Annotated in this window: 20 protein-coding genes; 11 read left to right on the top strand and 9 right to left on the bottom strand. The window is 66.0% G+C overall.

Going from position 1 to position 24,393, the window contains the following annotated elements; translation table 11 throughout:
• The 7 genes from AC04MI_RS14215 to ahpC all read right to left on the bottom strand — a co-directional run.
• Positions 1-2,349 (bottom strand): efflux RND transporter permease subunit (locus AC04MI_RS14215; RefSeq protein WP_476498019.1); only part of this gene is annotated, 2,349 nt, incomplete at its 3' end.
• Positions 2,350-2,358: 9 nt separating this feature from the next.
• Complete coding sequence (locus AC04MI_RS14210; RefSeq protein WP_436077924.1) at positions 2,359-3,480, bottom strand: efflux RND transporter periplasmic adaptor subunit; 1,122 nt, start codon at positions 3,478-3,480, stop codon at positions 2,359-2,361.
• Positions 3,477-4,049, bottom strand: a complete 573-nt coding sequence (locus AC04MI_RS14205; protein ID WP_436077925.1) for a hypothetical protein — start codon at positions 4,047-4,049, stop codon at positions 3,477-3,479. Before AC04MI_RS14205 ends, AC04MI_RS14210 begins: the two co-directional genes overlap by 4 nt.
• A 36-nt stretch (positions 4,050-4,085) precedes the next feature.
• Complete coding sequence (locus tag AC04MI_RS14200) at positions 4,086-5,375, bottom strand: TolC family protein (RefSeq protein WP_436077926.1); 1,290 nt, start codon at positions 5,373-5,375, stop codon at positions 4,086-4,088.
• 176 nt (positions 5,376-5,551) lie between these two features.
• Positions 5,552-5,905 (bottom strand): hypothetical protein, encoded by a 354-nt coding sequence (locus tag AC04MI_RS14195; protein ID WP_436077927.1) that lies wholly within the window; start codon positions 5,903-5,905, stop codon positions 5,552-5,554.
• A 188-nt stretch (positions 5,906-6,093) separates the two neighbouring features.
• On the bottom strand, positions 6,094-7,707 hold the full coding sequence (gene ahpF / locus AC04MI_RS14190) for an alkyl hydroperoxide reductase subunit F (protein ID WP_436077928.1): 1,614 nt from the start codon (positions 7,705-7,707) through the stop codon (positions 6,094-6,096).
• Between the two features lie 154 nt (positions 7,708-7,861).
• Positions 7,862-8,437 (bottom strand): alkyl hydroperoxide reductase subunit C, encoded by a 576-nt coding sequence (gene ahpC, locus AC04MI_RS14185; RefSeq protein ID WP_099729801.1) that lies wholly within the window; start codon positions 8,435-8,437, stop codon positions 7,862-7,864.
• Between the two features lie 284 nt (positions 8,438-8,721).
• On the opposite strand from ahpC, the gene bfr reads away from it, so the two are divergent.
• The 5 genes from bfr (at position 8,722) to AC04MI_RS14160 (ending at position 14,456) form a co-directional block, all read left to right on the top strand.
• Positions 8,722-9,198 carry a bacterioferritin gene (gene bfr, locus AC04MI_RS14180; protein WP_099729799.1) on the top strand — a complete coding sequence of 159 codons (477 nt, stop codon included), beginning with the start codon at positions 8,722-8,724 and terminating at the stop codon, positions 9,196-9,198.
• Positions 9,199-9,624: 426 nt separating this feature from the next.
• On the top strand, positions 9,625-9,933 hold the full coding sequence (locus tag AC04MI_RS14175) for a hypothetical protein (RefSeq protein WP_056061811.1): 309 nt from the start codon (positions 9,625-9,627) through the stop codon (positions 9,931-9,933).
• Complete coding sequence (locus AC04MI_RS14170) at positions 9,930-11,768, top strand: PepSY-associated TM helix domain-containing protein (protein ID WP_436077929.1); 1,839 nt, start codon at positions 9,930-9,932, stop codon at positions 11,766-11,768. Before AC04MI_RS14175 ends, AC04MI_RS14170 begins: the two co-directional genes overlap by 4 nt.
• A gap of 5 nt (positions 11,769-11,773) precedes the next feature.
• Complete coding sequence (locus AC04MI_RS14165; protein WP_291438313.1) at positions 11,774-12,106, top strand: DUF3325 domain-containing protein; 333 nt, start codon at positions 11,774-11,776, stop codon at positions 12,104-12,106.
• Positions 12,107-12,281: 175 nt separating this feature from the next.
• Positions 12,282-14,456 (top strand): TonB-dependent receptor, encoded by a 2,175-nt coding sequence (locus tag AC04MI_RS14160; protein ID WP_436077930.1) that lies wholly within the window; start codon positions 12,282-12,284, stop codon positions 14,454-14,456.
• 183 nt (positions 14,457-14,639) lie between these two features.
• Here the strand turns inward: AC04MI_RS14160 and AC04MI_RS14155 are convergent, their stop codons facing one another.
• Positions 14,640-15,242 carry a hypothetical protein gene (locus AC04MI_RS14155; protein WP_436077931.1) on the bottom strand — a complete coding sequence of 201 codons (603 nt, stop codon included), beginning with the start codon at positions 15,240-15,242 and terminating at the stop codon, positions 14,640-14,642.
• Positions 15,243-15,293: 51 nt separating this feature from the next.
• Positions 15,294-16,919, bottom strand: a complete 1,626-nt coding sequence (locus AC04MI_RS14150; protein ID WP_436077932.1) for a methyl-accepting chemotaxis protein — start codon at positions 16,917-16,919, stop codon at positions 15,294-15,296.
• 372 nt (positions 16,920-17,291) lie between these two features.
• Here AC04MI_RS14150 and AC04MI_RS14145 point away from each other — a divergent pair, with 372 nt between their 5' ends.
• The 6 genes from AC04MI_RS14145 to AC04MI_RS14120 all read left to right on the top strand — a co-directional run bounded on the left by AC04MI_RS14145 (position 17,292) and on the right by AC04MI_RS14120 (position 24,391).
• Positions 17,292-18,494 carry a PepSY-associated TM helix domain-containing protein gene (locus AC04MI_RS14145; RefSeq protein ID WP_436077933.1) on the top strand — a complete coding sequence of 401 codons (1,203 nt, stop codon included), beginning with the start codon at positions 17,292-17,294 and terminating at the stop codon, positions 18,492-18,494.
• Positions 18,491-18,715, top strand: a complete 225-nt coding sequence (locus AC04MI_RS14140) for a hypothetical protein (RefSeq protein ID WP_436077934.1) — start codon at positions 18,491-18,493, stop codon at positions 18,713-18,715. Before AC04MI_RS14145 ends, AC04MI_RS14140 begins: the two co-directional genes overlap by 4 nt.
• A 260-nt stretch (positions 18,716-18,975) precedes the next feature.
• Entirely contained in the window at positions 18,976-19,725 is a 750-nt protein-coding gene (locus AC04MI_RS14135) for a TonB-dependent receptor (protein WP_436077935.1), read from the top strand.
• 78 nt (positions 19,726-19,803) lie between these two features.
• A complete protein-coding gene (locus AC04MI_RS14130; RefSeq protein ID WP_476498018.1) occupies positions 19,804-21,987 on the top strand; it encodes a TonB-dependent siderophore receptor in 2,184 nt (727 codons plus the stop codon).
• 447 nt (positions 21,988-22,434) lie between these two features.
• A complete protein-coding gene (locus AC04MI_RS14125) occupies positions 22,435-23,403 on the top strand; it encodes a porin (protein ID WP_056061777.1) in 969 nt (322 codons plus the stop codon).
• Between the two features lie 265 nt (positions 23,404-23,668).
• Positions 23,669-24,391: a formylglycine-generating enzyme family protein gene (locus tag AC04MI_RS14120; RefSeq protein WP_436077937.1), complete on the top strand. Its 723-nt coding sequence runs from the start codon at positions 23,669-23,671 to the stop codon at positions 24,389-24,391.
• The last annotated feature ends 2 nt before the right edge of the window (positions 24,392-24,393 follow it).

The raw sequence follows: 24,393 nt of genomic DNA, 5'->3' as shown, positions 1-24,393 counted from the left end.
GTCGATGAGCACGCGCGCCAGGCCGTCGATGGAGCGTGCGCTGTCGGGCAGGCGCACCACCAGCGCAAAGCGGCGGCTGCCTTCCACCACCTGGGCGACTTTTTCGCCCTCCACCAGCGTCTGCAGCGCGGCCAGCACCTGGGGTGCGGGCACGCCCATTTGGGCAGCGGCGGCGTAGTCCACGCGCACGGTGATCTGCGGCGCCAGCACCTGCTTTTCCACTTCCAGGTCGGCCAGGCCGGGGATGCCCGCCAGCCGCGCGCGCAGGGCCTCGGCCTGGCCGCGCAGGGTGTCCAGGTCGTCGCCAAAGAGCTTGATGGCGATTTGCGAGCGCACGCCCGAGAGCATGTGGTCGATGCGGTGCGAGATGGGCTGGCCGATGGCAATGGCGGCGGGCAAATGCGCCAGGCGGCTGCGGATGTCGGCCTGCACCTCGGCCATGCTGCGCTTGAGCTCCGCCGCTGGCAGCAGGCCCACGTCCAGCTCGCTCACGTGCACGCCTTCGGCATGCTCGTCCAGCTCGGCGCGGCCGCTGCGCCGGCCCACGTGCGTGACCTCGGGCACCTGGCGCACCAGCACCTCGGCCTGGCGGGCCAGCGCGCTCGATTCGGCCAGCGTGACGCCGGGGTTGAGTCGCATGCCGACGAGCAGCGTGCCTTCGTTGAACGGCGGCAGAAAGGTGGTGGGGAAGAACGGCACCGCCGCTGCCGACAGCGCCACCGCCACTGCGCTCACGGCCAGGGCCGTGCGTGGGCGCGCCAGCACGGCCGAGAGCCCATTGCGGTAGCGCGCCTTGAGCCAGGCCACCACGCGGGTGTCGCCATGATCGAGGTTCTTCATGCGCGGCAGGAGGTAGAAGGCCAGCACCGGCGTGACGGTGACCGACACCAAGAGCGAGGCCAGCGTGGACACGATGAACGCAATGCCCAGCGGCACAAACAGCCGCCCCTCAATGCCCGGCAGTGCAAACAGCGGCAAGAACACCAGCACGATGATGGCCGTGGCATACAGGATGCCCGAGCGCACTTCCATGGACGCGAGCTTGACCACCTCGATGGGGTGCAGGCGGTGGTGGGGGTGTTTGGCGCGGTCCATCTTCAAGCGGCGCAGCACGTTCTCCACGTCCACCACCGCGTCGTCCACCAGGCCGCCAATGGCAATGGCCAGGCCGCCCAGCGTCATGGTGTTGATGGACAGGCCGAAATACTTGAACACCAGCGCCGTGATGAAGATGGACACCGGGATGGCCGTGAGCGCAATCACCGTGGGCCTGAGCGTGCCGAGGAACACGAACAAAATCACCGCCACAAACACCGAGGCGCCCATGAGCTTGCCTTGCAGCGTGGTGACCGAGGCCTCGATGAAGCTTGCCTGGCGGAAGGTGACGCGCGGTGCCTCCATGCCTGCGGGCAGCGAGTTCTTCAGGTCCACCAGCGCGGCCTCGATGCTGCGCGTGAGCCCGATGGTGTCGGCCGTGGGTTGCTTCTGGATGCCCAGGATGACGGCGCCCTGCCCTTCAAAGCCCGCGTCGCCGCGCTTGGTGGCGGCGGCAAAGGTGGCATCGGCCACCTGGCGCAGCAGCACGCTCTGGCCGTTTTTGGCGGTGAGGGCAAGGTTCTGCAGGTCTTCGAGCCGCGAGGTGCGGCCCAGGTGGCGGATGAGGTATTCGCGCCCGCCCAGCTCCAAGAACCCGCCCGAGGTGTTGGCCGCAAAGCCCTTGAGCGCGCCCGTGAGCTGGTCGTGCGTAATGCCCAGCGCCGCCATGCGCGCCGTGTCGGGCAGCACCTGGAACTGGCGCACCTCGCCACCGATGGGGATGACCTGCGCCACGCCGGGGATGGCCATGAGGCGCGGGCGCAGCACCCAGTCGGCGTATTCGCGCACAGCCATGGGCGTGGTCTTGCCCGCGTCAATGGGGATGGCCACCTGCATGATCTCGCCCATGATGGAGCTGATGGGCCCCATGCGCGGGGTGATGCCGGTGGGCAGGCCCTCTTCCATGGACGACAGGCGTTCGGACACCATCTGGCGCGCGCGGTAGATGTCGGTGCTCCAGTCAAAGGTGACGTAGATGAACGACAGGCCCGCGCTGGAGGTGGAGCGCACACTCTCCACACCGGGCAGTCCGTTCATGGTGGTCTCCAGCGGGAAGGTGATGAGCTGCTCCACCTCTTCAGCTGCCATGCCGCCCGCCTCGGTCATGAGGGTGACGGTGGGTTTGTTGAGGTCAGGGAACACGTCCACCGGCGTGCGCGAGAGCGTGAAGGCGCCATAGGCCATGAGCACGGCGGCGGCGATGAGCACCAGCAGCCGGTTGACCAGGCTGTTTTCGAGAAGCCACTTGAACATAGCGACTCCTTAGCGGACCTGGTTGATGAGCGTGGCGCCCTGCGTGGCCACGCGGTCGCCGGGCTGGAGGCCTGAGGTCACGGCCACCGAGGTGCCATCCAGCGGCACCGCCGTGACCACCCGTGGCGCAAAGCGCTCGGGCGACTCCTTGACCCAGACGATGGTCTGGTTGGCCGGGTTGCGCAGCAACGCCGCGGCGGGCACCTGCACGCCATCGACCTTGTCGGTGGACTGCACGAACACGCGCACCGGCTGGCCCAGGGCCAAGTTGCCAAGCGCAGACGAGTCGCCCGCAAACTGCAGCGGCTGCGCCTGATCACGCAGGCTGCGCGCCGCGCCCACAAAGCGCAGCGGCACGCGCTGCCCGCCCACGGCCAGCGTGGCACCGGCCACGCTCTGGGCCTGTGCCGGGTCGTAAGCCAGGGCCTCGATGCGCAGGCGCGATGGGTCTACCACCTCAAACACCAGTTCGCGCGCATCCACCACCTGCCCAGCCACGGCATTGGCCGAAGCGATCACGCCCGAAACGGGGGCCACCAGCGCATCGCGTGTGGCCAGGCCCGCGCCCACGGCACCCAGGCGCTGGGTGAGGCTGTGCAGCTCGCTCTCGGCCGCCTCGATGTCCTTGCGCGGCACGGTGTCGGCCAGTTCCGTGAGGCGTGCGACGCGCCGTGCAGCGAGGTCGCGTGCAGCGCGCAGCTCGGCCTGCTGGGCCAGTTGGTTGGAGCGCTCGATGGCGCCCGCCGTGGGCACCACATAGGCCAGCACCTCGCCCTTGCGCACCGCCTGGCCCACGCCAGGCAGGCCCTTGGGCCCGGCCTCCAGTCGGCCAGCCAGCACGGCCTGCACCTTGCCGCCCGCGTTGGGGTCCATCACCACGGTGCCCGCCAGTTCAAAGGCCTTGGCGTGCTGCCCGGTGGCTGCCACCAGAGTGCGCACGCCCAGTTGGCGCTGCGCGGGTTTGGGCAGAAACACGCTGCCATCGGGCTGGCGGCTGGGGCCGTTGCCTGTGGGTGCGGGCGGCGCGTCGCCATGGTCGTGGCCGGGGCCTGCCAGGGCTGGCAGGGGGGCGCTGAGCACGGTGGCCATGAGCAGGGCTAGCAAGGATGGAATGGGGTGGAAGCGCTTCATGCTGCACCTCCCACGCGCTGGTTGTCGCCAATGCGGGCAGCACGGCCTCGGCGCAAACCCCACACGGCGACCAGCGCCAGCAGCACGGCGGCCACGGTGCCTGCGATCAGCGCAGTGCGGCGGGCCAGGCCTGCGGGTGCAGCATCGGTGTGGGCGGCGGGGTGCAGGTCGATCTCGCCTGCGAGCAGGTCAGTCTCATTGCCTGCGGCCACGGTGGCGGTGACGGGGCTCACGCCCTCGGCCAGCGGGGCGGCCAGGGTGGCCTGGAACTCGCCTTCGGCCACGCGGGTGACGGGCACGCTGGTGCCCGCAATGTCCAGCTCCAGCCGGGCGTCTTTCACGGGGCTGTTGTCGCCCGCGTGGTCCAGGTAGAGCGCGATTTTTTGCCCGTCGAGCACACCCACCAGTTCAAACAGGTCCGAGGTGGCGGCAAAGCGCGGCAGGGCTGTGCCCGCTGCGGTGGCGGGGGCTTCGCCATGGTCATGGCCTGCGCCAGCCAGCGCTGTCGGCGGTAGCAAGCCCAGCAGCAGGGCCAGGCCCAGTGTGGAGAAAGCGGAAGAGAGTGTCATGGTTGTCTTAAAAATTGGTCTGGATTCACAGGGAGTTCATTGCGGCAGCAGGCCCAAGGCCTGGCGCAGATGGGAGATGGCGGCCGCTGCGTCGATGCGGGCGCGGGCCAACTGGCGTTCGGCCTGGGCGGCCTCCAGCTCCACACGCAGGCGCGTGGGGCCGTCGGCTTCGCCCAATCGGAAGGCCTTGTCGATAAAGCCGCGTGTGCCCTGCGCCAGCGCCGCGTGGCGTGCAAAGGCGTCGCGCTGGGCCTGCGTGGCCTTCACGCGGGCCACGGCGGCGGCGATGTCGGCGGCCAGGCGCCTCTGCTCCACGGCAGCACGCGCCTCGGCATCGATGGCATCGGCGCGTGCTGTAGCCTGCTTTGCCTGCGCACGGTCGCCCCCGCCCAGGGGTATGCGCAGACCCACGGTGAAGGTCTGCTGGTAGCGGTCGCCCGCCTGCTCACGCCCGCGCGTGGCGGCCACCGTCAGCTCGGGGTTGGCACGGGTTTGCACGGCGGCCAGGTCGGCGGCGCGGCGGGCCACCTCGGCCTGGTCCTGCCAGTCGGCCGCCGCTGGGTGCTGGGCAGCGGCGGCCGTGGGGTCTGGCACGGGGGGCTCGGACTCTGCCCCGTCCGCCAGCGCCAGGGTGGGCGCGGCCTGCACGCCCCAGGCGGCCAGTGCGACCTGCGCTGAGTCCCGCGCGCCCTGGGCCTCGGCCATGGCGGCTTCGGCCTGGGCCACGGCGCCGTCGGCCTGGGCCTGGTCGGCACGCGACAGGTCGCCTGCACGCACGCGGCGCGCCACGTCGGCGGCCAGGCGCTGGGCGTTCAGCAGCCGGTCTTGCGCCAGTGCCTGATCGGCCTGCGCACGCTGCGCGGCCCACCACGCTTCGCGCACGGTGGCGGCCAGTTGCAGCTGCGCGGCGCGCTGGCGGCTGTCCAGCGCCTGCACTTCGGCGTCGGCCAGCGCGGCCTTGCGGGCGCGCTCGCCGGGCAGCCACAGCGGCAGGGCCAGGCCCACTTCGGCTTCGCGGCTGCCCTGGTTGCTGCCGGGGCGGTCGGTTTTGGTGGACAGCTCCAGCGCTGCGGGCTCGGCCGTCCAGGCTTCCGCCGCGCTGCGTGTGGCCTGCGCGGCCTCGCGCCGCAAAGCTGCAGACTGCGCTTCGGGCTGGCGTTGCCAGGCCTGCTCGAACAGGGCCTGGAGCGTGAGCGGCGCTGTGCCGGGGTGGGCTGTCAGGGTCTGGGCCTGCGTGGCGCTGCCCAGCAGTGCCAAGCCCAGCGCCATAGCCGCTACGGCGGCGGCGGCGGCGGGCGCATGGTGTCGTTGTTTCGTTGATTGCATCCGATTCCTCTGCAGTGGCCAGGGGCCACAGGTTGAAATCGGCGAGGCGCGATGGGAGGAAGAGCCGATCAGCAGCACACGCAGGCGTCAGCGCGCGCGTCGCGACTGCCCCGCAAGGCAGGTCTCGATCCGCATCCAAATGAAAACGGGACAGCCCAGAGCCCCCGCCTCGCCGCTCAGGCGAGGACGGGCCAATTGGGACGTTCGGGGCGTGAAAGGGGGGCTGGAGGCCAGGCTGGTGCCGCCTGGGCCAGCGGGTGTGCTGCAGTCACCACGATGGCATGGTCACCGGGACTGTGCGCGAGACCGCTGCCCGCACCATGGCAGGCGTGACAGTCCATGTCCGCCGGGGTGGCACTGGATGTCTTGGCTGGATGGACAGGGGATTCATCGGCCACGTGATCGTGCACATGGTGGCCAAAGTGCGAGGCTTGCGGCGCCGTTTCATGCCCGCAATAAGGCGAAGCAGCCGCCCAGATGGCCTGGAACGGCATGAACACCAACAGGAAGAGCAACAGCAATCGGCGCATGGGCAGCCGGATTCTAGGGAGGTTCGTAGAACCCCTACAAAAAACAGCGGATCGCCCAGACCGGGTTGAAGGACTTTGCGTGGTTGAGTGGCAAAAGGCCCTAGGCCTGAATCCGCAGCTGATTCACGCTGCGGGCCGCCCTGCTTGCAGGGACGAGGGCAGCATCCGCCCCCATCTCCTGCACGACATCAGGCTGCCACGGCCTCGGGATGCGCTGCCTGCGCCTTGGCACCTTCAGCCACCACGGGCATGCGGATCAGGTGGTCAAAAGCGCTCAGCGCTGCCTTGGAGCCATCGCCCGCCGCAATCACGATCTGCTTGAAAGGCACCGTGGTGCAATCGCCCGCCGCAAACACGCCGGGGATGTTGGTGCGACCGTGCGAATCGACAATGATTTCGCCGAAGCGCGACAGCTCCACCGTACCTTTGAGCCATTCGGTATTGGGCACCAGGCCGATTTGCACGAACACGCCCTCCAGCGCCACGGTGTGCTCCACGTTGGTGGCGCGGTCCTTGTACTTGAGGCCGTTGACCTTGCCGTCGGCGCCGGTGATTTCGGTGGTCTGCGCGTTGGTGTGGATGGTCACGTTGGACAGGCTCTTGAGCTTGTTGACCAGCACGGCGTCGGCCTTGAGCTGGTCGGCAAACTCGATGAGCGTGACGTGGGCCACCACGCCAGCAAGGTCGATAGCCGCTTCCACACCGCTGTTACCGCCGCCGATCACCGACACGCGCTTGCCCTTGAACAGCGGGCCATCGCAGTGCGGGCAGTAGGCCACGCCCTTGTTCTTGTACTCGGCTTCGCCGGGCACGTTCACGTTGCGCCAACGGGCGCCGGTGGACAGGATCACCGTCTTGGCCTTGAGCGAGCCGCCGTTGGCCAGCTGCACTTCGATCAAACCACCGGGCTGCGCGGCGGGGATGAGCTTGTCGGCGCGCTGCAGGTTCATGATGTCCACGCCATAGGCGCGGGTGTGGGCTTCGAGCGCGGCGGCGAACTTGGGGCCATCGGTTTCGAGTACCGAGATGTAGTTCTCGATGGCCAGCGTGTCATTCACCTGGCCGCCAAAACGCTCGGCCGCCACACCGGTGCGGATGCCCTTGCGGGCGGCATACACGGCGGCAGCCGCGCCAGCGGGGCCACCGCCGACGATGAGAACGTCGTACGGATCCTTGGCGCTGAGCTTGGCGGCTTCGCGGGCGGCAGAGCCGGTGTCGAGCTTGGCGACGATCTCTTCGATGGTCATCCGGCCCGAGCCGAACACCTGGCCGTTCAGGAACACCATGGGCACGGCCATGATTTCGCGGTCGTTCACTTCCTGCTGGAAGGCGCCGCCTTCGATCACGGTCGTCTTGATCTTCGGGTTGACGATGGCCATCAGCGACAGCGCCTGCACCACGTCCGGGCAGTTGTGGCAGGTCAGGCTCATGTAGACCTCGAAGTTGAAGTCTCCATCCAGCGCCTTGATGGAGTCGATCACATCCTGCTCGACCTTGGGTGGGTGGCCGCCCGTCCACAACAGGGCCAGCACCAGCGAGGTGAATTCATGGCCCAAGGGCAGGCCGGCAAAGCGCAGGCTGTTGGCGGCGCCCGGGCGCTGCAGGCTGAAAGATGGCTTGCGTGCATCGTTGCCGTCGGTGCGCAGGGTGATCTTGTCGCTGCGCAGGGATTGGATGGTCGTCAGCAGCTCGCGCATGTCGCGCGCCGTCTCGCTGTCGTCCAGGGAAGCCACCAGCTCAAACGGCTGCTGCACGCGCTCCAGGTAGGCGGCGAGTTGGGTCTTGAGTTGTTCGTCGAGCATGGTGGTGTCCTTTGAAATTCGAGTTGTGGTGTCTGGGAGGGTGACGCCAAAAAGGCTGCAGTTCAAGCCTGCTTGTCAACGTCCGGGCGTAAAAAAGCCGGACGGCATGGCGCGATGGCGCCATGACGCTGTCCGGCTTTGGAGGGGCCGTGGATTAGATCTTGCCAACCAGGTCCAGCGAAGGCGTCAGCGTCTTGGCGCCTTCCTTCCACTTGGCGGGGCAGACTTGGCCAGGGTTGGCGGCGGTGAACTGGGCAGCCTTGAGCTTGCGCAGGGTTTCCGACACGTCACGGGCGATTTCGTTGGAGTGAATTTCCATGGTCTTGATCAGGCCATCGGGGTTGATCACGAACGTGCCACGCAGTGCCAGACCTTCTTCAGGGATGTGCACGCCGAAAGCGTTGGTCAGCTGGTGCGTTGGGTCGCCGACCAGCGGGAACTTGGCCTTGCCCACGGCGTCGGAGGTTTCATGCCACACCTTGTGCGAGAAGTGGGTGTCGGTGGTCACGATGTAAACCTCGGCACCGGCCTTTTGGAATTCAGCGTAGTTGTCGGCAGCGTCTTCGATTTCGGTGGGGCAGTTGAAGGTGAAGGCTGCAGGCATGAAGATCAGCACGGACCACTTGCCCTTGAGGGACTGCTCGGTCACTTCGATGAATTCACCCTTGCCGCCACGGTTGACAAAAGCGGTGGTCTTGAAGGGCTGAACTTGCGTATTGATCAGGGACATTGCTGTTTCCTTTGTGGTTGGTTGACTGAACAGGACTGAAGTTTAGGCATTTCCAAGTCATCAATCCAATTAATTGATTACATCGAATCAATTGTCAATTACTATACAACGCCCTGTGCGACCTCCCGGTGACAACCCTGGTGCGCCGCGGGGCACACAGGATGTGAACGCGAACGCCTCTCAGCATCACACGCAGCCCGCGCGCCACAGCAGGGGCTTGCCTTGCGCTGCTGGATGCGGGTCACGACAATCAGCGCCGAATCCACACATTACAAGGAGTCCCCATGAAAGGTGACGCACAGGTCATTGGCCATCTGCAGGCCCAGCTCAAGAACGAACTCACCGCCATCAACCAGTACTTCCTGCACTACCGCATGCTCAAGCACTGGGGCTTCGACAAGCTGGCGAAGAAGGAGTATTCGGAATCCATCGGCGAGATGAAGCATGCCGACTGGCTCATGGACCGCATCTTCACGCTGGACGGCCTGCCCAACCTGCAGGACCTGGCCAAGATCCAGGTCGGCGAAGACGTGCCAGAGATCCTGGCCTGCGACCTGCGCGCCGAACAAGGCGCCCAAGCCACCATCAAGGATGGGATCGCCCACTGCGAAAGCGTGCGTGACTATGTATCGCGCGACCTGCTGCAAAAGATCCTGGACGACACCGAGGAGCACATCGACTTCCTCGAAACCCAGATCGACCTGATCGGCAAGGTGGGCCTGCAGAACTACCTGCAGTCGCAGATGGGCGATGTGGAGTAAGGCCACGGATCGCCAGATCGGTCCACGAAAGCGGGCAGAAAAATCAAAACGGGCTTCGGCCCGTTTTTTTGTGCCTGCGCGCTGCAGCTTGGAAAATATTTCTCCCCGATAGCAATGCCCCCTGCGATCACGGGTTGTTGCAAGTGCACATCAACGGAAGAAAATTCCCGCAACACAAATGCGAATGCTTCTCAACAAAAGTAGAATGTCAGCCTACCACCAGCGGCCGGGTTCAGTGACACCCTGATTCCCGAGCCCGCCAGCAAGCCAGTCAGCCCGGCTCCAGCCGCCCGTTGCAGCCAGCGTTTGTGCGTTTTGTACCCACACACCTGTCTGGAGCTCTTTGCTGATGCCGCACCGTACGTCCCGCCCCTGCCTTGCGGGGCCCTTGCCCACATACACTCCCGGGTCTCCCCGGGCCCTGCCATGAAGGCCACCCGCGTCAATGGACGCTACCGGCTGGCCATCACCTCCCGCGCCGTGGCGGCGATAGGGGGCGGCTACGCACTGGCGGCAGGCTTCTCGGCGGCGCTGTCGCTCCTGCTAGCGCAATGCATGCCCCGCGTTGAGGCTGTGCTCACGGCCACCATGCTCTCGTGGGTGGTGTATGCCACCGCCGCTGGCTGGGCTTTTTACACACGCACCGCCTGGGGCGCCTGGGGTGGCACGCTGCTGCCCGCACTGGTGCTGGGCGCCTGCGCCACGGCACCGCATTGGATGAAGGCAGCGGCATGACCAGCAGCACACTCCCCTCCCGTCCCCCGGCAGAACGTGCCCCTGCAGCCACCGTGGCCAGCACCGCGGCTGAAGCAGCACGCTCAACCAAGAAGCCCAAGGCGCCCAGCGACCGCGAAGGATTCCGCCAGGCCATGTCTTGGCTGCACACCTGGGCCGGATTGATCCTGGGCTGGCTGCTATTTGCAATCTTCCTGACCGGCACGCTGTCGTTCTTCAAGAACGAGTTCAACTTGTGGATGCGCCCCGAGATGCATGGACTGCAGCCGGTGGATGCCACCGATCCGCAGGTAGCGCAAAAAGCCCTGGACGCGCTGGTGCGCCGGGTGCCCAACGTCACGCAGTGGATCATGCACCTGCCCGACGACCGCGACCCTGCCGTCAACATCCTGTGGCGCGACACGGGCAATGGCCGCTTCGAGACGCTGCGCATGAACCCGCAGACCGGCGAGGCCATCGACGCGCGCCAGACCATGGGCGGCGACTTCTTCTACCGCTTCCACTTCGAGCTGCGCACCGCGCAGAAGGGGCGCTGGACCCTCGAAGGCCGCTGGGTGGTGGGCGTAGCCACCATGCTGATGTTTGTTGCGCTGATCTCGGGGGTGATCACGCACCGCCGCATTTTCAAGGACTTCTTCACCTTCCGCCCCACCAAGGGCGGCCAGCGCGCCTGGCTGGACGCACACAACGTCAGCGGTGTACTGGTGCTGCCGTTCTACCTGATGATCACCTTCAGCGGACTGATGATCTTCCACACGCTCTACATGCCTGCAGGCATTGCCACCGCCTACAAGGGCGAGAACGGCGTGGACTCCAACACGTACTTTGCCGACCTGCAGGGCGAGAAAGCCGAAAGCCGCCCCCGGCGCAGACCGGGCGACAAGGTAGAGCCCCTGCCCGCTATTGCACTGCCGTCGATCCTGACCGAAGCGCGCACCCGCTGGGATGGCGGGCGCATCGGCAGCCTGCAGGCGCGCCGCGACGCCAAGGGCCGCGCCGTGGTCGAGGTGACGCGCCACGAAGGCGACCGCCTGCAATACCGACCACCGCGCCTGCTGTTTGACGCCACCACCGGCCAGTGGCTGGACCAGGCCGATGCCACCGGCCCCGCCGTCAAGACCTATGGCGTGCTGTATGGCCTGCACATGGCGCGGTTTGCCGACATCGGCCTGCGCTGGGCGCTGTTTGGCTTTGGCGTGTTGGGCAGCCTGATGATCGCCACCGGCATGGTGCTGTGGTCGGTCAAGCGCAGCGCCAAGTCGCAGACGCAGGCCAGCCGCACAGGGATCGCCGCCAGTAAAGACAACAGGGCGGGCGTCGCACCCACCAAGGCGCCGTTTGGCGAGCGCCTGGTGGCAGCCATCAACATTGCCACGCTGGCGGGCCTGCCGCTGGCCTGCGGCGTGTACATCGCCTCCAACCGCCTGATCCCGCTGAACGCTGAGGGCCGGGCCGATGTGGAACTGGCCTGGTTCTTCAGCGCCTGGGGCCTGGCCCTGCTGTGGGCGCTGGCCCGCGCCGTGGTGCGGCCCAGCCGCATGGGCTGGTCGGTGCCGCTGGGCGCGGCGGGGCTGGTGTGGGGGCTGCTGCCTGTCATCAACGCCCTGACCACCCACACCCACCTCGGCGTCACGCTGCCGGCGGGCGAATGGGTGTGGGCCAGCATGGACCTGGCGTTCCTGACCACCGGGCTGGTGCTGGGCTGGCTGTCGTGGCGACTGCGCCCGGGCCGTGCCCGCAAGGGCAAAGCCGCTGAGGCCAAAACACCGCGCACTGCCCCGGCGGCCGCATTGCCTGCGGCCACCGATGTGTCTGTTTCAACGTCGGGGGCTTGAACACCATGTCCGCATTTCTGCTGTGTTTTGCGGCTTGGTCGGCGATGGCGCTGGGCATGGACCGCCACCATGAAGACGCCACAGGCCGCGAAGGTGCAGCCCACCGCCTGCAACAACTGCGCCGCGCGGGTTGGCTGTTGCTGCTGCTGTCGCTGTGGCTGGCCGCACACCCGGCCGATGGTGTGCCTATCTCGCTCGGCGTGACCGCATGGGCCGTGGCCCTGTCAGCAGCTGCCGTGGCCGTGACGGCCACTGTGACCTGGCAGCCCCGGCGCACACCGCTGCTGGCGGGGTTGGCCCTGCTGGCAGGCCTCGCCGCCTGGGCCGGGGGGTGGTGAGCGGAAAGGATGCGGCGGCCCCGCTGGCTCGTCGCACTTTCTGATCCGCCTCTCACCCCTGCATTTTTTCATCCCGCTCTCTGCGCCCCCCAGCCACCGGCCCCATGGGCCCGCGCCAGGCCCGGTGCCTGCGGAGCCGTTTTCAACCGCGTTCCGCACACACCAAGGACAAACCATGCACGCACCTTTCAGCCGCCCCTTCCGCCACCCCCAGGCCCTGCACCCGCTGGCCGCCGCCGTCCTGGCCGCGTTCTGCGGCACCGCGCTGGCACAAGCAACACCGCCCTCTGCGCCGACCCAGACGCTGGGCGAGGTCACCGTGCAATCCACCAGCGGCGATGACGGCTATTCGCCCGCCGTCAGCTCCTCGGCCACCAAGGGCAGCGCGCCGCTGCGCGATGTGCCCCAAGCCGTGAACGTGGTACCCGAGCAGCTCATGCGCGACCAGGGTGCGCGGTCGATGGAAGAGGTGCTGCGCAACGTACCCGGCGTGGCAATGAGCCACGGCGACGGCCAGCGTGACCAGGTGGTGATCCGTGGCTTCACCGCCATCGCCGATCAGTTTGTGGATGGGGTGCGCGACGATGCGCTGTACTTCCGCGACCTGGCCGACATCGAGCGCGTGGAGGTGCTCAAGGGCCCCGCCGCCGTGCTGTACGGGCGCGGCTCCTCGGGCGGCCTGATCAACCGCGTGACCAAGAAACCCAAGTTTGGCGAGACCTCGGGGGAGGCTTCTCTGGGCCTGGGCAGCTACGCCTCTCGCCGCGCCGCGGCCGATGTGAATGTAGGCATCAGCGACACCGCTGCCTTCCGCATCAACGCCGCCGTCGAAGACTCAGGCAGCTACCGCGACCAGCAGTTCATCAAGCGCCACAACTTCGCGCCGTCGCTCGCGCTCAAGCTCGCCGCGCAGACCGACCTGCTGCTGCAGTACACCAACGCGCGCGACAAGCGCCTGACGGACTTCGGCATTCCCGCACTCAACGGCCGTCCAGTGAACGTGCCCGCCAGCACCTACTACGGCTCCAGCAACGCTGCGCAAGACGACACCACCACCAGCACCATGCAATCGCTGGCGGCCACCCTCAACCACCGCTTCAACGACGACTGGTCGGTGCGCAATGTGACACGCGCATACGACTACACGCTGGACCGCTACAACACCCTGCCCGGCGGCACCACCAACCCGGTGAACCTGACCGTGGGCCGCACACGCTCGTTCATCCTGCGCGACGAAAGCGGCCTGTTCAACCAGACCGACGTGACCTGGCGCAACCAGCTCGGGGGCCTGAAGCAGGAGTGGCTGATGGGCATGGAACTAGGCCGGCAGAAGAAGCGCGCGGAGTCCGTGTCGGGCGGAGCAGACCGCGTCTCCATCTTCAACCCCGCAGGCGTAGCCGCTCCGGTGATACCTGTCGCCAGCTACACCGCCGACAGCGCCATCCCCAGCCACACCACCCAAGACACAGCGGCGCTGTACTGGCAGAACCAGATCACGCTGGCCCCGCAGTGGAAGGCGCTGGTGGGTGCGCGCTACGACGTGTTCAAGCAGCAGACCGAGTTTGATCGCAAGCTCTCCGCGTTGTCGCGCACTGACAAGAAGTTCAGCCCCCGCGCAGGCCTGGTCTGGCAGCCCAGCGACGCCGTGTCGTACTACGTGTCGTACAGCAAGTCGTTCCAGCCTTCGGCAGAGACTTTTGCACTGGCCGCCAACAACACCGCCAACGAACCAGAGATCACGCAGAACAAGGAAATCGGCGTGAAGCTCGACCTGCTCGATGGCCGCATGAACGTGACGGGCGCGCTCTTCAACCTGGAGCGCACCAACATCAAGAACACCGACCCCACCAACCCCTCGCGCCAGATCAACGTGGGCACGCAACGCACCAACGGCCTGGAGCTGACCGCCAACGGCCGCCTGCCCGGCCGCTGGGATGTAAGCGCCGGCTACGCCTGGCTGGATGGCCGCATGACGAAATCACTGGCCACCACCACCTCCACCCAGTTGCCCACCGCCGCCATTGCCGCCCAGGGCAAAGTGCCTGCGCTCACTCCCCGCAATTCCGCCTTCCTGTGGGCCATGAAGGACCTGGGCCACGGCCTGCGCGTGGGTGGCGGCGTGAACTACGTGGGCGCCCGCTTCACCTCGCTGACCAACCTGGTCACCCTGCCCGGTTACACGACGCTGGACGCCGCCCTGCAGTACACGCTGGGCCAGTGGGATGTGGACGTGAACATCAAGAACCTGGCCAACCGCAAGTACTACGTGTCAGCCCACGGCAGCAACGACAACCTGATCTTGCCCGGATCTCCGCGCGCGGTGCAGGTCACACTGCGCTCGCACTTCTGACAAGGGCGAAAAGCGCACGCGTCTCAGTCAATCGACCGGTCGCCGCAACTTGCCACAGCCGGACCAAAGATGCTGCTGACGCCCTACCAAAGGTCTTTAGCCGCTATCTAAAAGATAGCCAAAGTCGCTTTAGCAGCATCGCACGGACGCACTGAGCGAAGCGTGCAATGGGGTCGATGGCGTTCAGTTCATGCTCCAGGTTCCGTCATAGAGCTCGGCCCTCAGACCCAGCTCCATGATCTGCGCAGTCAGGGTGCGTACCGATTGCCCGGCCTTGTCGCCTTCCGGGTCATTGGTTTGCGTTGACTGCGCAGCCCGGAGGGGGCGACCGACGTTGCGTCCCCACACACCGCGCCAGCGCGCCATGTTGGTTGTTTCCAGCGACACTGCATTCAAAGACTCGATGTAGATGTATCCGGTGGTCATCACCTCCTGGATGCTCTCCCGTTCGGCAGCGCTTGGGCTTGTGATTTGTTCGCTTTGCAACGCAACCATCACAACGCCGATCAACCGTGTCAATGACGCGGACGTCTGCACCGAGAGATCCACCAGTCGATGGACCTGATCGTTAAGACCGGCATCGCACCCCGCTAGGTTCGCGCCGAACCTGTCTACAGAAACGATGGCCAGTGTGCCGGACATGGCCGTCAGCATGTGGGATGCCAATGCGAACAGGTTCACGATTCCCAGCGGGCCTTTGCGCTGCTCAGGGCTTTCCACCTTCGGCAAATAGTCAAACTGCCGCGCGAAGAGCTCTTGGATCAGGCGTGGGGACTCTTCAGTCATTGCCGACTTTCGGGCCTTGGAGGCGGATTGGGCCAGTACGGGCGCAGCGGGTCAGACTGCATAGCCAAGACCGGGCCGCCGCTCGTGGCTGACCGAGGCAGTGCCCGACCGCTCTTCGAGCTTGAAGATTTGCACCGCCCGCGTCAGCTGCTGGGCCTGCATGTCCAGACTCTGGGCGGCCGCCGCGCTTTCTTCGACGAGCGCTGCGTTCTGCTGTGTGACCTGATCCATCTGATTCACAGCTTGGCCGATCTGAGACACGCCGGAGCTCTGCTCAGAGATGGCAGCGCTGATCTGCCCCACAACCTCCGTCACACGCTGGATGGCGCCCACCACCTCGTCCATGGTCTGGCCCGCCTGATCCACCAGCTGGGTACCGGCAACCACCTTTTCCACGCTTTCGCTGATCAATGCCTTGATCTCCTTGGCGGCCGTGGCACTGCGCTGCGCAAGGTTGCGCACCTCAGTGGCCACCACGGCAAACCCGCGCCCTTGTTCACCCGCTCGCGCGGCCTCAACAGCAGCGTTCAGCGCCAGGATGTTCGTTTGAAAGGCAATGCCGTCAATCACGCCGATGATGTCGGAAATCCTGCGTGAGCTGTCGTTGATACCCCGCATGGTGTCCACTACCTGCGATACCACTTTGCCGCCCTGGGTGGCCACGGTGGTTGCGTTCATGGCCAACTGGTCTGCCACCTTGGCGTTCTCTGCGTTGTTAAGGACCGTGGTGCTGAACTGCTCCATGGTGGCGGCCGTCTGCTGCAGGGCGCTGGCCTGCTCTTCGGTACGGTGGCTCAGGTCGATATTTCCACGTGCAATTTCCGAAGTGCCCATGGCGATCGAATCCGAAGCACCGCGCACCTTGGCAACGATGTCCGCCAGGTTCTGCTGCATCGCGCTCAGAGAAGCCAGCACGCTTCCCTGGATGGCACTGTCGGCCCCATCCATTTTCGACAGATCCCCGTCCGCCACGCGGCGTGCTACATCGCTGAGCACATCGGGCTCGGCCCCCAGCGCACGGGACAGGCTGCGTGTGATCAGGTAGCCGGAGATCAGAGCCACCAATGCTGCCATCAAAGCAAGGGCCACCAAGTAGGTGCGCTGCGCGGCCATGTCCGACTCAGATTGCTGCACAAGCTGGCCTGATCGCTCGTCGGTGACAGCCTGGTATTCATTGGTCTTGGAGACCAGCGCGGCCAGCAGAGGGCGGCACTTCTCGTTGATCATGGTGATGGCCTCATCCCGCTGGCCATTCAGCGCCAGATCCACGATCTTCAAAGCCACAGGGCTGTAGGCGTGTTCGATCTTGTCGATGTCGTCCACAAGCGCCTTGATGTGCGCCGGCACATGGCCTGCCACCGCCATTTCTTTCAATCGAGCCAACCGGTCCTGAACATCAGCATGGGCTTTGCTCACCGCGAGCTTCTCAGCAGCGCGTTCTGATTCCGAGGTGACTATCACCAGGTTACGCGCCGCAATGGCACGCCGGTTGACGGCCGACTGCACGTCTTTCGCCAGATGGGCGCGGGCATTGATGCCGGTGACGTAGTTGTGGAACAGGTCCTTCTGCTTTGTCATGTCATAGATGGCAATCCCAGCCACCAGCAGGATCAGGGTCACCATCAGGCCGAAGGCCAGACTCAGTTTTCTACGGACGGTCATTCGGTTGCGGTTCATGGCATATCACCTTGTTCATTGATGCGGCTCAATTTTTGATGAATTTATCATTTTCGTCAATTTATTTTTATCAATTCAAGGACGCCATAGCCATACAAAAGTCAAATTCGCAAAATCACAACGTCTGATCGGGAATCATTCGCATTTACAGGATAAAATTTGGTTACCGCAAGCCAAAGCCCTTTCTCTCGGCTGCAGCCAGCTCCCTCCGTCATCAGATGCATTCGGGTTGCCTGGCTTGAAACACTCCTTTCTCTCTGATCCTTCCGGCATGGCCGCCGCTTTGCGTCTGGCTCTTCAGTGCGTGCGTGCGCAGCGCTTTGAAACTCAAAGCCCTTGCGGTAGCAAATCGCTCAACAAGGTTCTCATCCCATGCTAAGCCCCACCGCCCTGCGCCGCTGGAGCTGGACCCACAAATGGTCCAGCCTGGTGTGCACCGTCTTCATGCTGCTGCTGTGCATCACCGGCCTGCCGCTGATCTTTCACCACGAAATCGGCCACCTGCTGGGCACCGAGGTCGAGGCGCCCGCCATGCCTGCCAACACGCCGCGCGCGAGCCTGGACCAAGTGCTGGCCACCGCGCAGGCGCTGCACCCCGAGCGGGTGGTGCAGTTCGCGTCGCATGCGGAGGACGATGACAACGTCTGGTTCGTCACGCTCACGCCCACCCCGGCGCCCACCGATGACTTCCGCTCTGTGGCGGTGGATGCCCGCACGGCCCAGGTGCTGGCGCAGCCACGGTTTGACGAAGGCTTCATGTACGTGATGTTCAAGCTGCATGTGGACCTGTTCGCGGGGCTGCCGGGCAAGCTGTTTCTGGGCTTCATGGGCTTGCTGCTGCTGGTTGCCATCGTCACCGGCGTGGTGTTGTATGCGCCGTTCATGCGCAAGCTGGCGTTTGGTGAGGTGCGGCGGGATCGGTCCACGCGGGTGAAGTGGCTCGACCTGCACAACCTGCTGGGCATCGTCACGCTGGTGTGGGCGTTTGTGGTGGGTGGCACGGGCATGATCAACACGTGGGCCGACCTGCTCATCAAGTACTGGCAGTACGACCAGCTCTCGGTGCTGCTCAAGCCGTATGAGGGCCAGCCCATCGTGCCCGCTGCCGAGCGCGGGCCGCTGCAGCAGGCGCTGGTGGCTGCGCAGGCCCAGGCGCCAGGCACCAAGCTGTCGTTCATTGCGTTCCCGGGCACGGCGTTTTCCAGCCCGCACCACAACACGTTTTTCCTGCGCGGCAACGAGCCGCTCACCTCGCGCCTGCTCAAGCCCGTGCTGGTGGACGCGCGCACAGCGCAGGTCACCGCATCGCCCACGCTGCCGTGGTACCTGACGGCGCTGCTCGTGTCGCAGCCGCTGCACTTTGGCGACTACGGCGGCATGCCGATGAAGATCCTCTGGGCGCTGCTCGACATCGCCACCATCGTGGTGCTGGGCAGCGGGCTGTATCTGTGGCTGCGCAAGGGCGCGCAGACAAGGAGCCTTTCGCCCAACGCCGCGGGCAGCGCCAACGGTCACTTGGCTGGCGGCGCATTGCCCACATCGGGCGCAGCGCGTACCACCGAGGGGGCCGCATGAAAAAGCACCGCCCTTTCTGGGCCCTGTGGGGCGGGCCCATCCTGATGGGTGTGCTCACCACCACCGGGCTGCTCACGGCCCTGGTGTCCGACACCTGGGGCGACTGGTGGTCGTGGGTGGCGCTGGGCATCCCCGTGGGGGTGATGGGCTGGTACGGCCGGCCGCGCGCACCGGTGCCGACTCCCCCAGCAAAGAACCCGCGCGCGAGCGCAGCGTTGTGAGCGTTTTCCGGCGGCTGTCATGACGACCTCATGGCGGTCGCTGAAGCGGGCCCCACGGCCCACCGATCTGCGCTGTCGTCCGGTGTGAGCCGGGCGCTGCAACGTTCAGATCAAAAAAGCCACCCAGCGCTTATCCCAAAAGCGCAGGCAGCTATCAAGAAGTGAGCTTTGTTGCACCCACCCGGGGGGTGGTGCGGCGGGTTGCGCGCTGCGTTTTTTGGCGGCGTTCCCGAATTCCAAACCAAAGAGAGGAAATATCCATGTCTTGTGCTCCCACCTTCCCACGCCCTTGGCTGGCTGCCGCGCTGACCATCGCCAGTGTGACCGCACTGCCCCCTGTCCACGCCCACCAGGTGTGGCTGGAAAACGCCGGGGGCCAGGCACGCCTGCACTTCGGGGAGTTCAACGACAACCTGCGCGAGACATCGCCCGGCCGGTTGGACCAGTTCAAGGGTGTGCCCGTGCTCGAACAGCAACGCACGGGCGCCGCCGCCCAGCGTGTGGAAGGCCAACTGGGCAAGGACGCTTTTGTCTACCCCGCCGCCGGCACGCCCGACACCCTGTTTGCCACCGCCAGCTACCCGCTGATCGACCGCAGCAAGCGCAACCTGCCCGCGATGGTCTGGCAGCCCTCGGCCCGCTGGGTGGCCAGCCTGGCCAAGCCTGTGACCCCCACCGCCCCGCTGGACCTGGTGCCCACCGGCAAGCCCGGTGAGCTGAAAGTGGTCTACCAGGGCGCACCGCTGCCCAAGGCCAAGGTGCAGCTGGCCGCACCCTCGGGCTGGACGCGCGAGGCCGAGGCCGGTGAAGACGGCACAGTGACCTTCGTCACCCCCTGGAAGGGCCAGTACGTGGCCGAGGTGAAGCACAGCGACAAGACGCCGGGTGAGGCACATGGCGCGCCGTACGGCGAAGCCAGCTACGTGACCACGCTGAGCTTTGTGCTGGCCGACGGCATGCCGTCGCCGTCCCTGCCCCCAGCGGCCACTCCCGCCCCTGCGGGACGCTGAGCGGCGCCCATTTCAAGCCAAAACGGCCGCTTGCGCTAGTCGAATATGCCCAAGTAGCTATCTAATTAATAGCAAATCATGCATCCTTCCGCATCCAATTCGCGCGCATGCCGCGCGCCGCGCACCGCGGTGGCACAGGCCGCCCTGCTGCTGCTGTGCAGCGCCGCTGCCCATGCACAAACCGCTCCGACCACCACGGCCGAGACCACGCTGGCCCCGGTCACCGTCTCTTCGGGCGCGGGGCAAGAGAACCCCACCGCGCCCGTCACCGGCTTTGTGGCCCAGCGTGCGCTCAGCGCCACCAAGACCGACACCCCACTCATCGAAACCCCGCAGGCCATCAGCGTGATCACCCGCGACCAGATGGAAGCCCAGGGCGTTCAGACGCTGCGGCAGGTGACGGCATACACCGCGGGCGCGGTGTCCAACTATTTCGACAGCCGCGTGGACAGCTTTGCCGCACGCGGCGGCACGGTGAGCCAGTACCAGGACGGCCTGCTGCGCACCTACGGCACCTACAACACCAGCCGGCCGGACCCGTACACGCTGGAACGCGTGGAGTTTCTGCGCGGCCCCACCTCCGTGCTGTACGGCCAGGGCAGCGTGGGCGGCGTGCTCAACCTGACGACCAAACGCCCGCAGGCAGACACCCTGCGCGAGGTGCAGGTGCAGCTGGGCAACAACGCACGCAAGCAGATCGCCGCCGACCTGACGGGCGCACTCGACCAGGACGGCCAGTGGCTCTACCGCCTGGTGGCCGTGGGCCGCGACAGCGGTACGCAGGTGGACCATGTGGACGACAACCGCGTGGTGTTTGCGCCATCGCTCACCTGGAAGCCCAATGCCGACACATCGCTGACGCTGCAGGCGCTGCACCAGAAGGACCAAAGCGGCTCGCTCATTGGCTTCTTCCCGTGGCAAGGCACGCAGCTGCCCAGCCAGTACGGCCAGATTCCGCGCAACACCTTCATCAGCGAGCCGGGCTGGGACGCGTACGACACCAGCAACAACTCCTGGGGCTACCTGTTCAGCCACCGTCTGAACAGCGACTGGACAGTGCGCCAGAACCTGCGCCGCACCGTGAGCGAGGTGGACTATCGCACCATCTACACCAGCTTCACCGCCAACGCTGGGACCGGCCGCCCTGCGCGCCCCGTGTTCAACAGCGACAACCGCACGCTGGTGCGCGATGCGGTGTGGAACCTCAACACCGGCCGCATGCTGCTCATCGACACGCAGCTCGAAGGCAAGCTGCAGGCGGGCAGTACCGCGCACACAGTGCTCGCAGGCCTGGACGTGCAGCGCAACCACACCGGCCAGCAGGCATGGCGAGCGGTGGCGTCGTCCATCGACGTGTACAACCCCGTGTACGGCAACTTCACACCGCCCACTGCGGCGCAGCTGGTGCGCCAGCCCAGCGTGGTGCAAAAGCAGCTGGGGTTCTACGCGCAAGACCAGATCCAATGGGGCCGCTGGACGGCCACGCTGGGCCTGCGCCACGACAGTGCGCAGACCGATACCGAAGGCCGCCCTGCCGCTGCAGTGGACGACAAGGCCTGGACCAAACGCGCTGGCGTCACGTACCAGATGGACGGCGGCTGGGCACCGTATGTGGGCTACTCCGAATCGTTCCAGCCCCTGGGTGGGCTCGACGCGTACGGCACCCCCTACAAACCCCAGCGCGGTGAACAGTGGGAGGCCGGCGTGAAGTGGCAGCCACCGGGCCAGGGCATCAGTGCGTTTGCCGCTGTGTACACCCTGCGCGAGAAGAACCGCAAGACCACCGACCCCGGCAACCCGCTCAACAGCCTGCAGATTGGCGAAGTAAAGGTCAACGGTTTCGAGGCGGAGGTGCAGGCCAGCCTGGCGCGCCAGTGGGACTTCACGGTGGGCTACGCCTTCACCGACGCCCAGATCAGCCGCAGCAACGCAGGCGACCAGGGCCAGCCCGTGGCCAGCGTGCCCCGGCACACCGCATCGGCCTGGCTGAGCCACCGCTTTGCAGCGCAGGGACGTGGCGGCTGGGTGGTGGGCGCGGGCGTGCGCTACACCGGCTCGCAATGGAGCGGCACCAGCGCCATCAGCACCCCTGCCGCCACCCTGGCCGATGCCATGCTGGCCTACGACGCTGGCGACTGGCGCGTGGCCTTCAACGTGGTCAACCTGACCGACAAGGTGCACATCACCCAGTGCCTGGCACGCGGGGATTGTTTCTACGGACAGGCGCGCACCTACACGCTGACCTCGACCTACCGGTTCTAGGGGCCCGTTGACGATCCCTCAAGGGGTCGTCGCCCACTCCACAAACCCCACCAGCCGCCCTGCAGCGCCTGCAATCCTCGCGGCCCTTGCAGCGCCTTCACGGCGGCAGCAGCCCGGGCACTGCGGCACGCCGATGGCAGCCCACGTGGGGCTTGCGCTGCATTCGCGACCTTGACGGGGGTGCCGGGCTACGCCCCGGGTCGGTTCTGGCGTGCCTTACCAGAACCATGTTGCGCCGCAACGACATCTTGATGACAAAAAGGTGTTTACCCCGCTGGCGGCCAATCACGGCGGCCAGTAGCATCCCCCTCCGTTGCAAAGTGCAACGATCACATCACCACAGGCACCAAACTTGCTTGTAGCGGCGGCCCGAAGGCATCACCCCTGTGCGTTTTTGGCCGGTGATTATTTGTCATCAAACAAAATTTGATTTAAGGAACCTCGCGAATGAAAACATTGAACCGCTGCGCCCTCGCCGCGCTGGCCCTGGTGGGTACGTCTGCTGCCTTTGCACAGAGCAGCGTCACCCTGTACGGCCGGGTCAACACCAGCTTTGAACACCAAAAAGACGGCGATGTCTCCAAGACCGGCCTGTTCAACAACTCCTCCCGTTTCGGCTTCAAGGGTCAGGAAGACCTGGGCGGCGGCCTGATGGCAGGCTTCCAGCTCGAAAGCGGCTTTGACTCCAGCTCCGGCGCTTCCGACTCGCGCGGCATTTTTGCCCGCCAGAGCGAAGTGAACCTGTCCGGCGGCTTCGGCATGGTGCGCCTGGGCAACTTCACGTCCGAGTCGTACTACGCCACGGCCGACTTCATCAGCAACCACAACCACGACACCGGCTCGTCGGCTGACGCCCTGTACGCCTACCCCGCCCGTGACATCAACAAGATCGCTTACCGCACCCCCAGCCTGGGCGGCGCAACGTTCGAAGCCGGCTGGGCCCAGCACGAGCAGCCCAGCGGTACCGGCGGCAAGAACAGCATGGACCTGGCTGCCAACTACGAAATCGGCAAGCTGGGCCTGGGCGCTGGTTACTCCAAGCTGGGCGACCAGAACCAGTTCGCAGTGCGCGCTTCGTACTCCACCGGTCCCTTCGTGATGGGCGCCTACGTGCAACGCGACAAGAACGTGTTCATCGCCAACGGCGGCAACCGCACCAACCTGCGCCTGTCGGCCGCCTACATCATGGGCGTGTCCGAGTTCCACGTGAACGTGGGCCGTGCCGGCAACTACTCCAACGTGTCCAACAGCGCCGCCACCCAGTACACGCTGGGCTACAACTACAACCTGAGCAAGCGCACCAAGATCTACACGTACTACACCCGCATCAACAACAGCCAGGCTGCCACCTACGGCGTGTCGGCTCCGGGTAACGACTTCAGCTCCTTCGCCGTGGGCGTGCGCCACAACTTCTGATGGCCCCCCACACGCTGCTGCCCTGACTGGTGGGAGGGCAGACACACAGCCAATTACCCCGCACTTCTTTTCTTGGGAGTGCGGGGTTTTTTATGCCTGCCACCCGCAATACCGGGCCAGCGCCGACCGCCCAATCCGGCGCCCCCACAGGGCCGTTCAGCCGCTGCAAACCCAGCCCCGCCCACAGGCTTTTGCTGCGGCAGATACTCTGCGCCACACTGGCCGGGCAATGGCTGCCATGCTGTGAAACGGGGAACAGAGGACCATGCCAACACCGCGCCACGCAGTCATCGCCCGCCTGGCGTTCTGGGCCCTGGCCGCATCTGCCCAGACTCCAGCGCCTGTGGTGCTGGACGACCTGCGCGGCCTGCGCATTGACAAGACCGAAGTCACCATCGCCCAGTTTGCGCGCTACGCGCGGGCCACCGGCACCACCACCCGTGCCGAGCGGGAAGGCGGCGGTTTTGAATACGTGGGCGGCTGGCAACGCCGCGCGGGCTGGACCTGGCAGCGCCCCGACGGCTCACCGCCCGACAACGACCAGTTGCCCGCCGTGCACCTCACCCACGCCGAGGCCCAGGCCTACTGCCAATGGGCGGGCGGCCGCCTGCCCACCGCCGCTGAGTGGCGCACCGCCGGCTTTACCGAGCTACGCAGCCAACCGCCCGTGCCGTGGGTGCGTGGCACCACCTACCCCTGGACAATGGGCCAGAGCCCGCAGGGCGCCAACACCAGGGACCCCGACCCCTGGCCCCGCGCCGCGCCCGTCAATGCCACTGCGGCCGGAGTGAACGGCCTGCACGACATGGGCGCCAATGTGTGGGAATGGGCGGCCGATGCGCGCGGCGACGAGCGGCGCACGATGGGCGGGTCCTGGTGGTATCCCCCGTCGCAAATGCGCGCGGATGTCGAGGCCTGGAAGCCTGCGGACTTTTACGCGGTGTATATCGGATTTCGCTGCGTGTACGACCCGGTGAAACAGCCCTGAGG

Source organism: Acidovorax sp. LjRoot204, from assembly GCF_056175785.1.
Note: the sequence above shows the minus strand (reverse complement) of the source record. Positions and strands in the feature narration are given on the sequence as shown.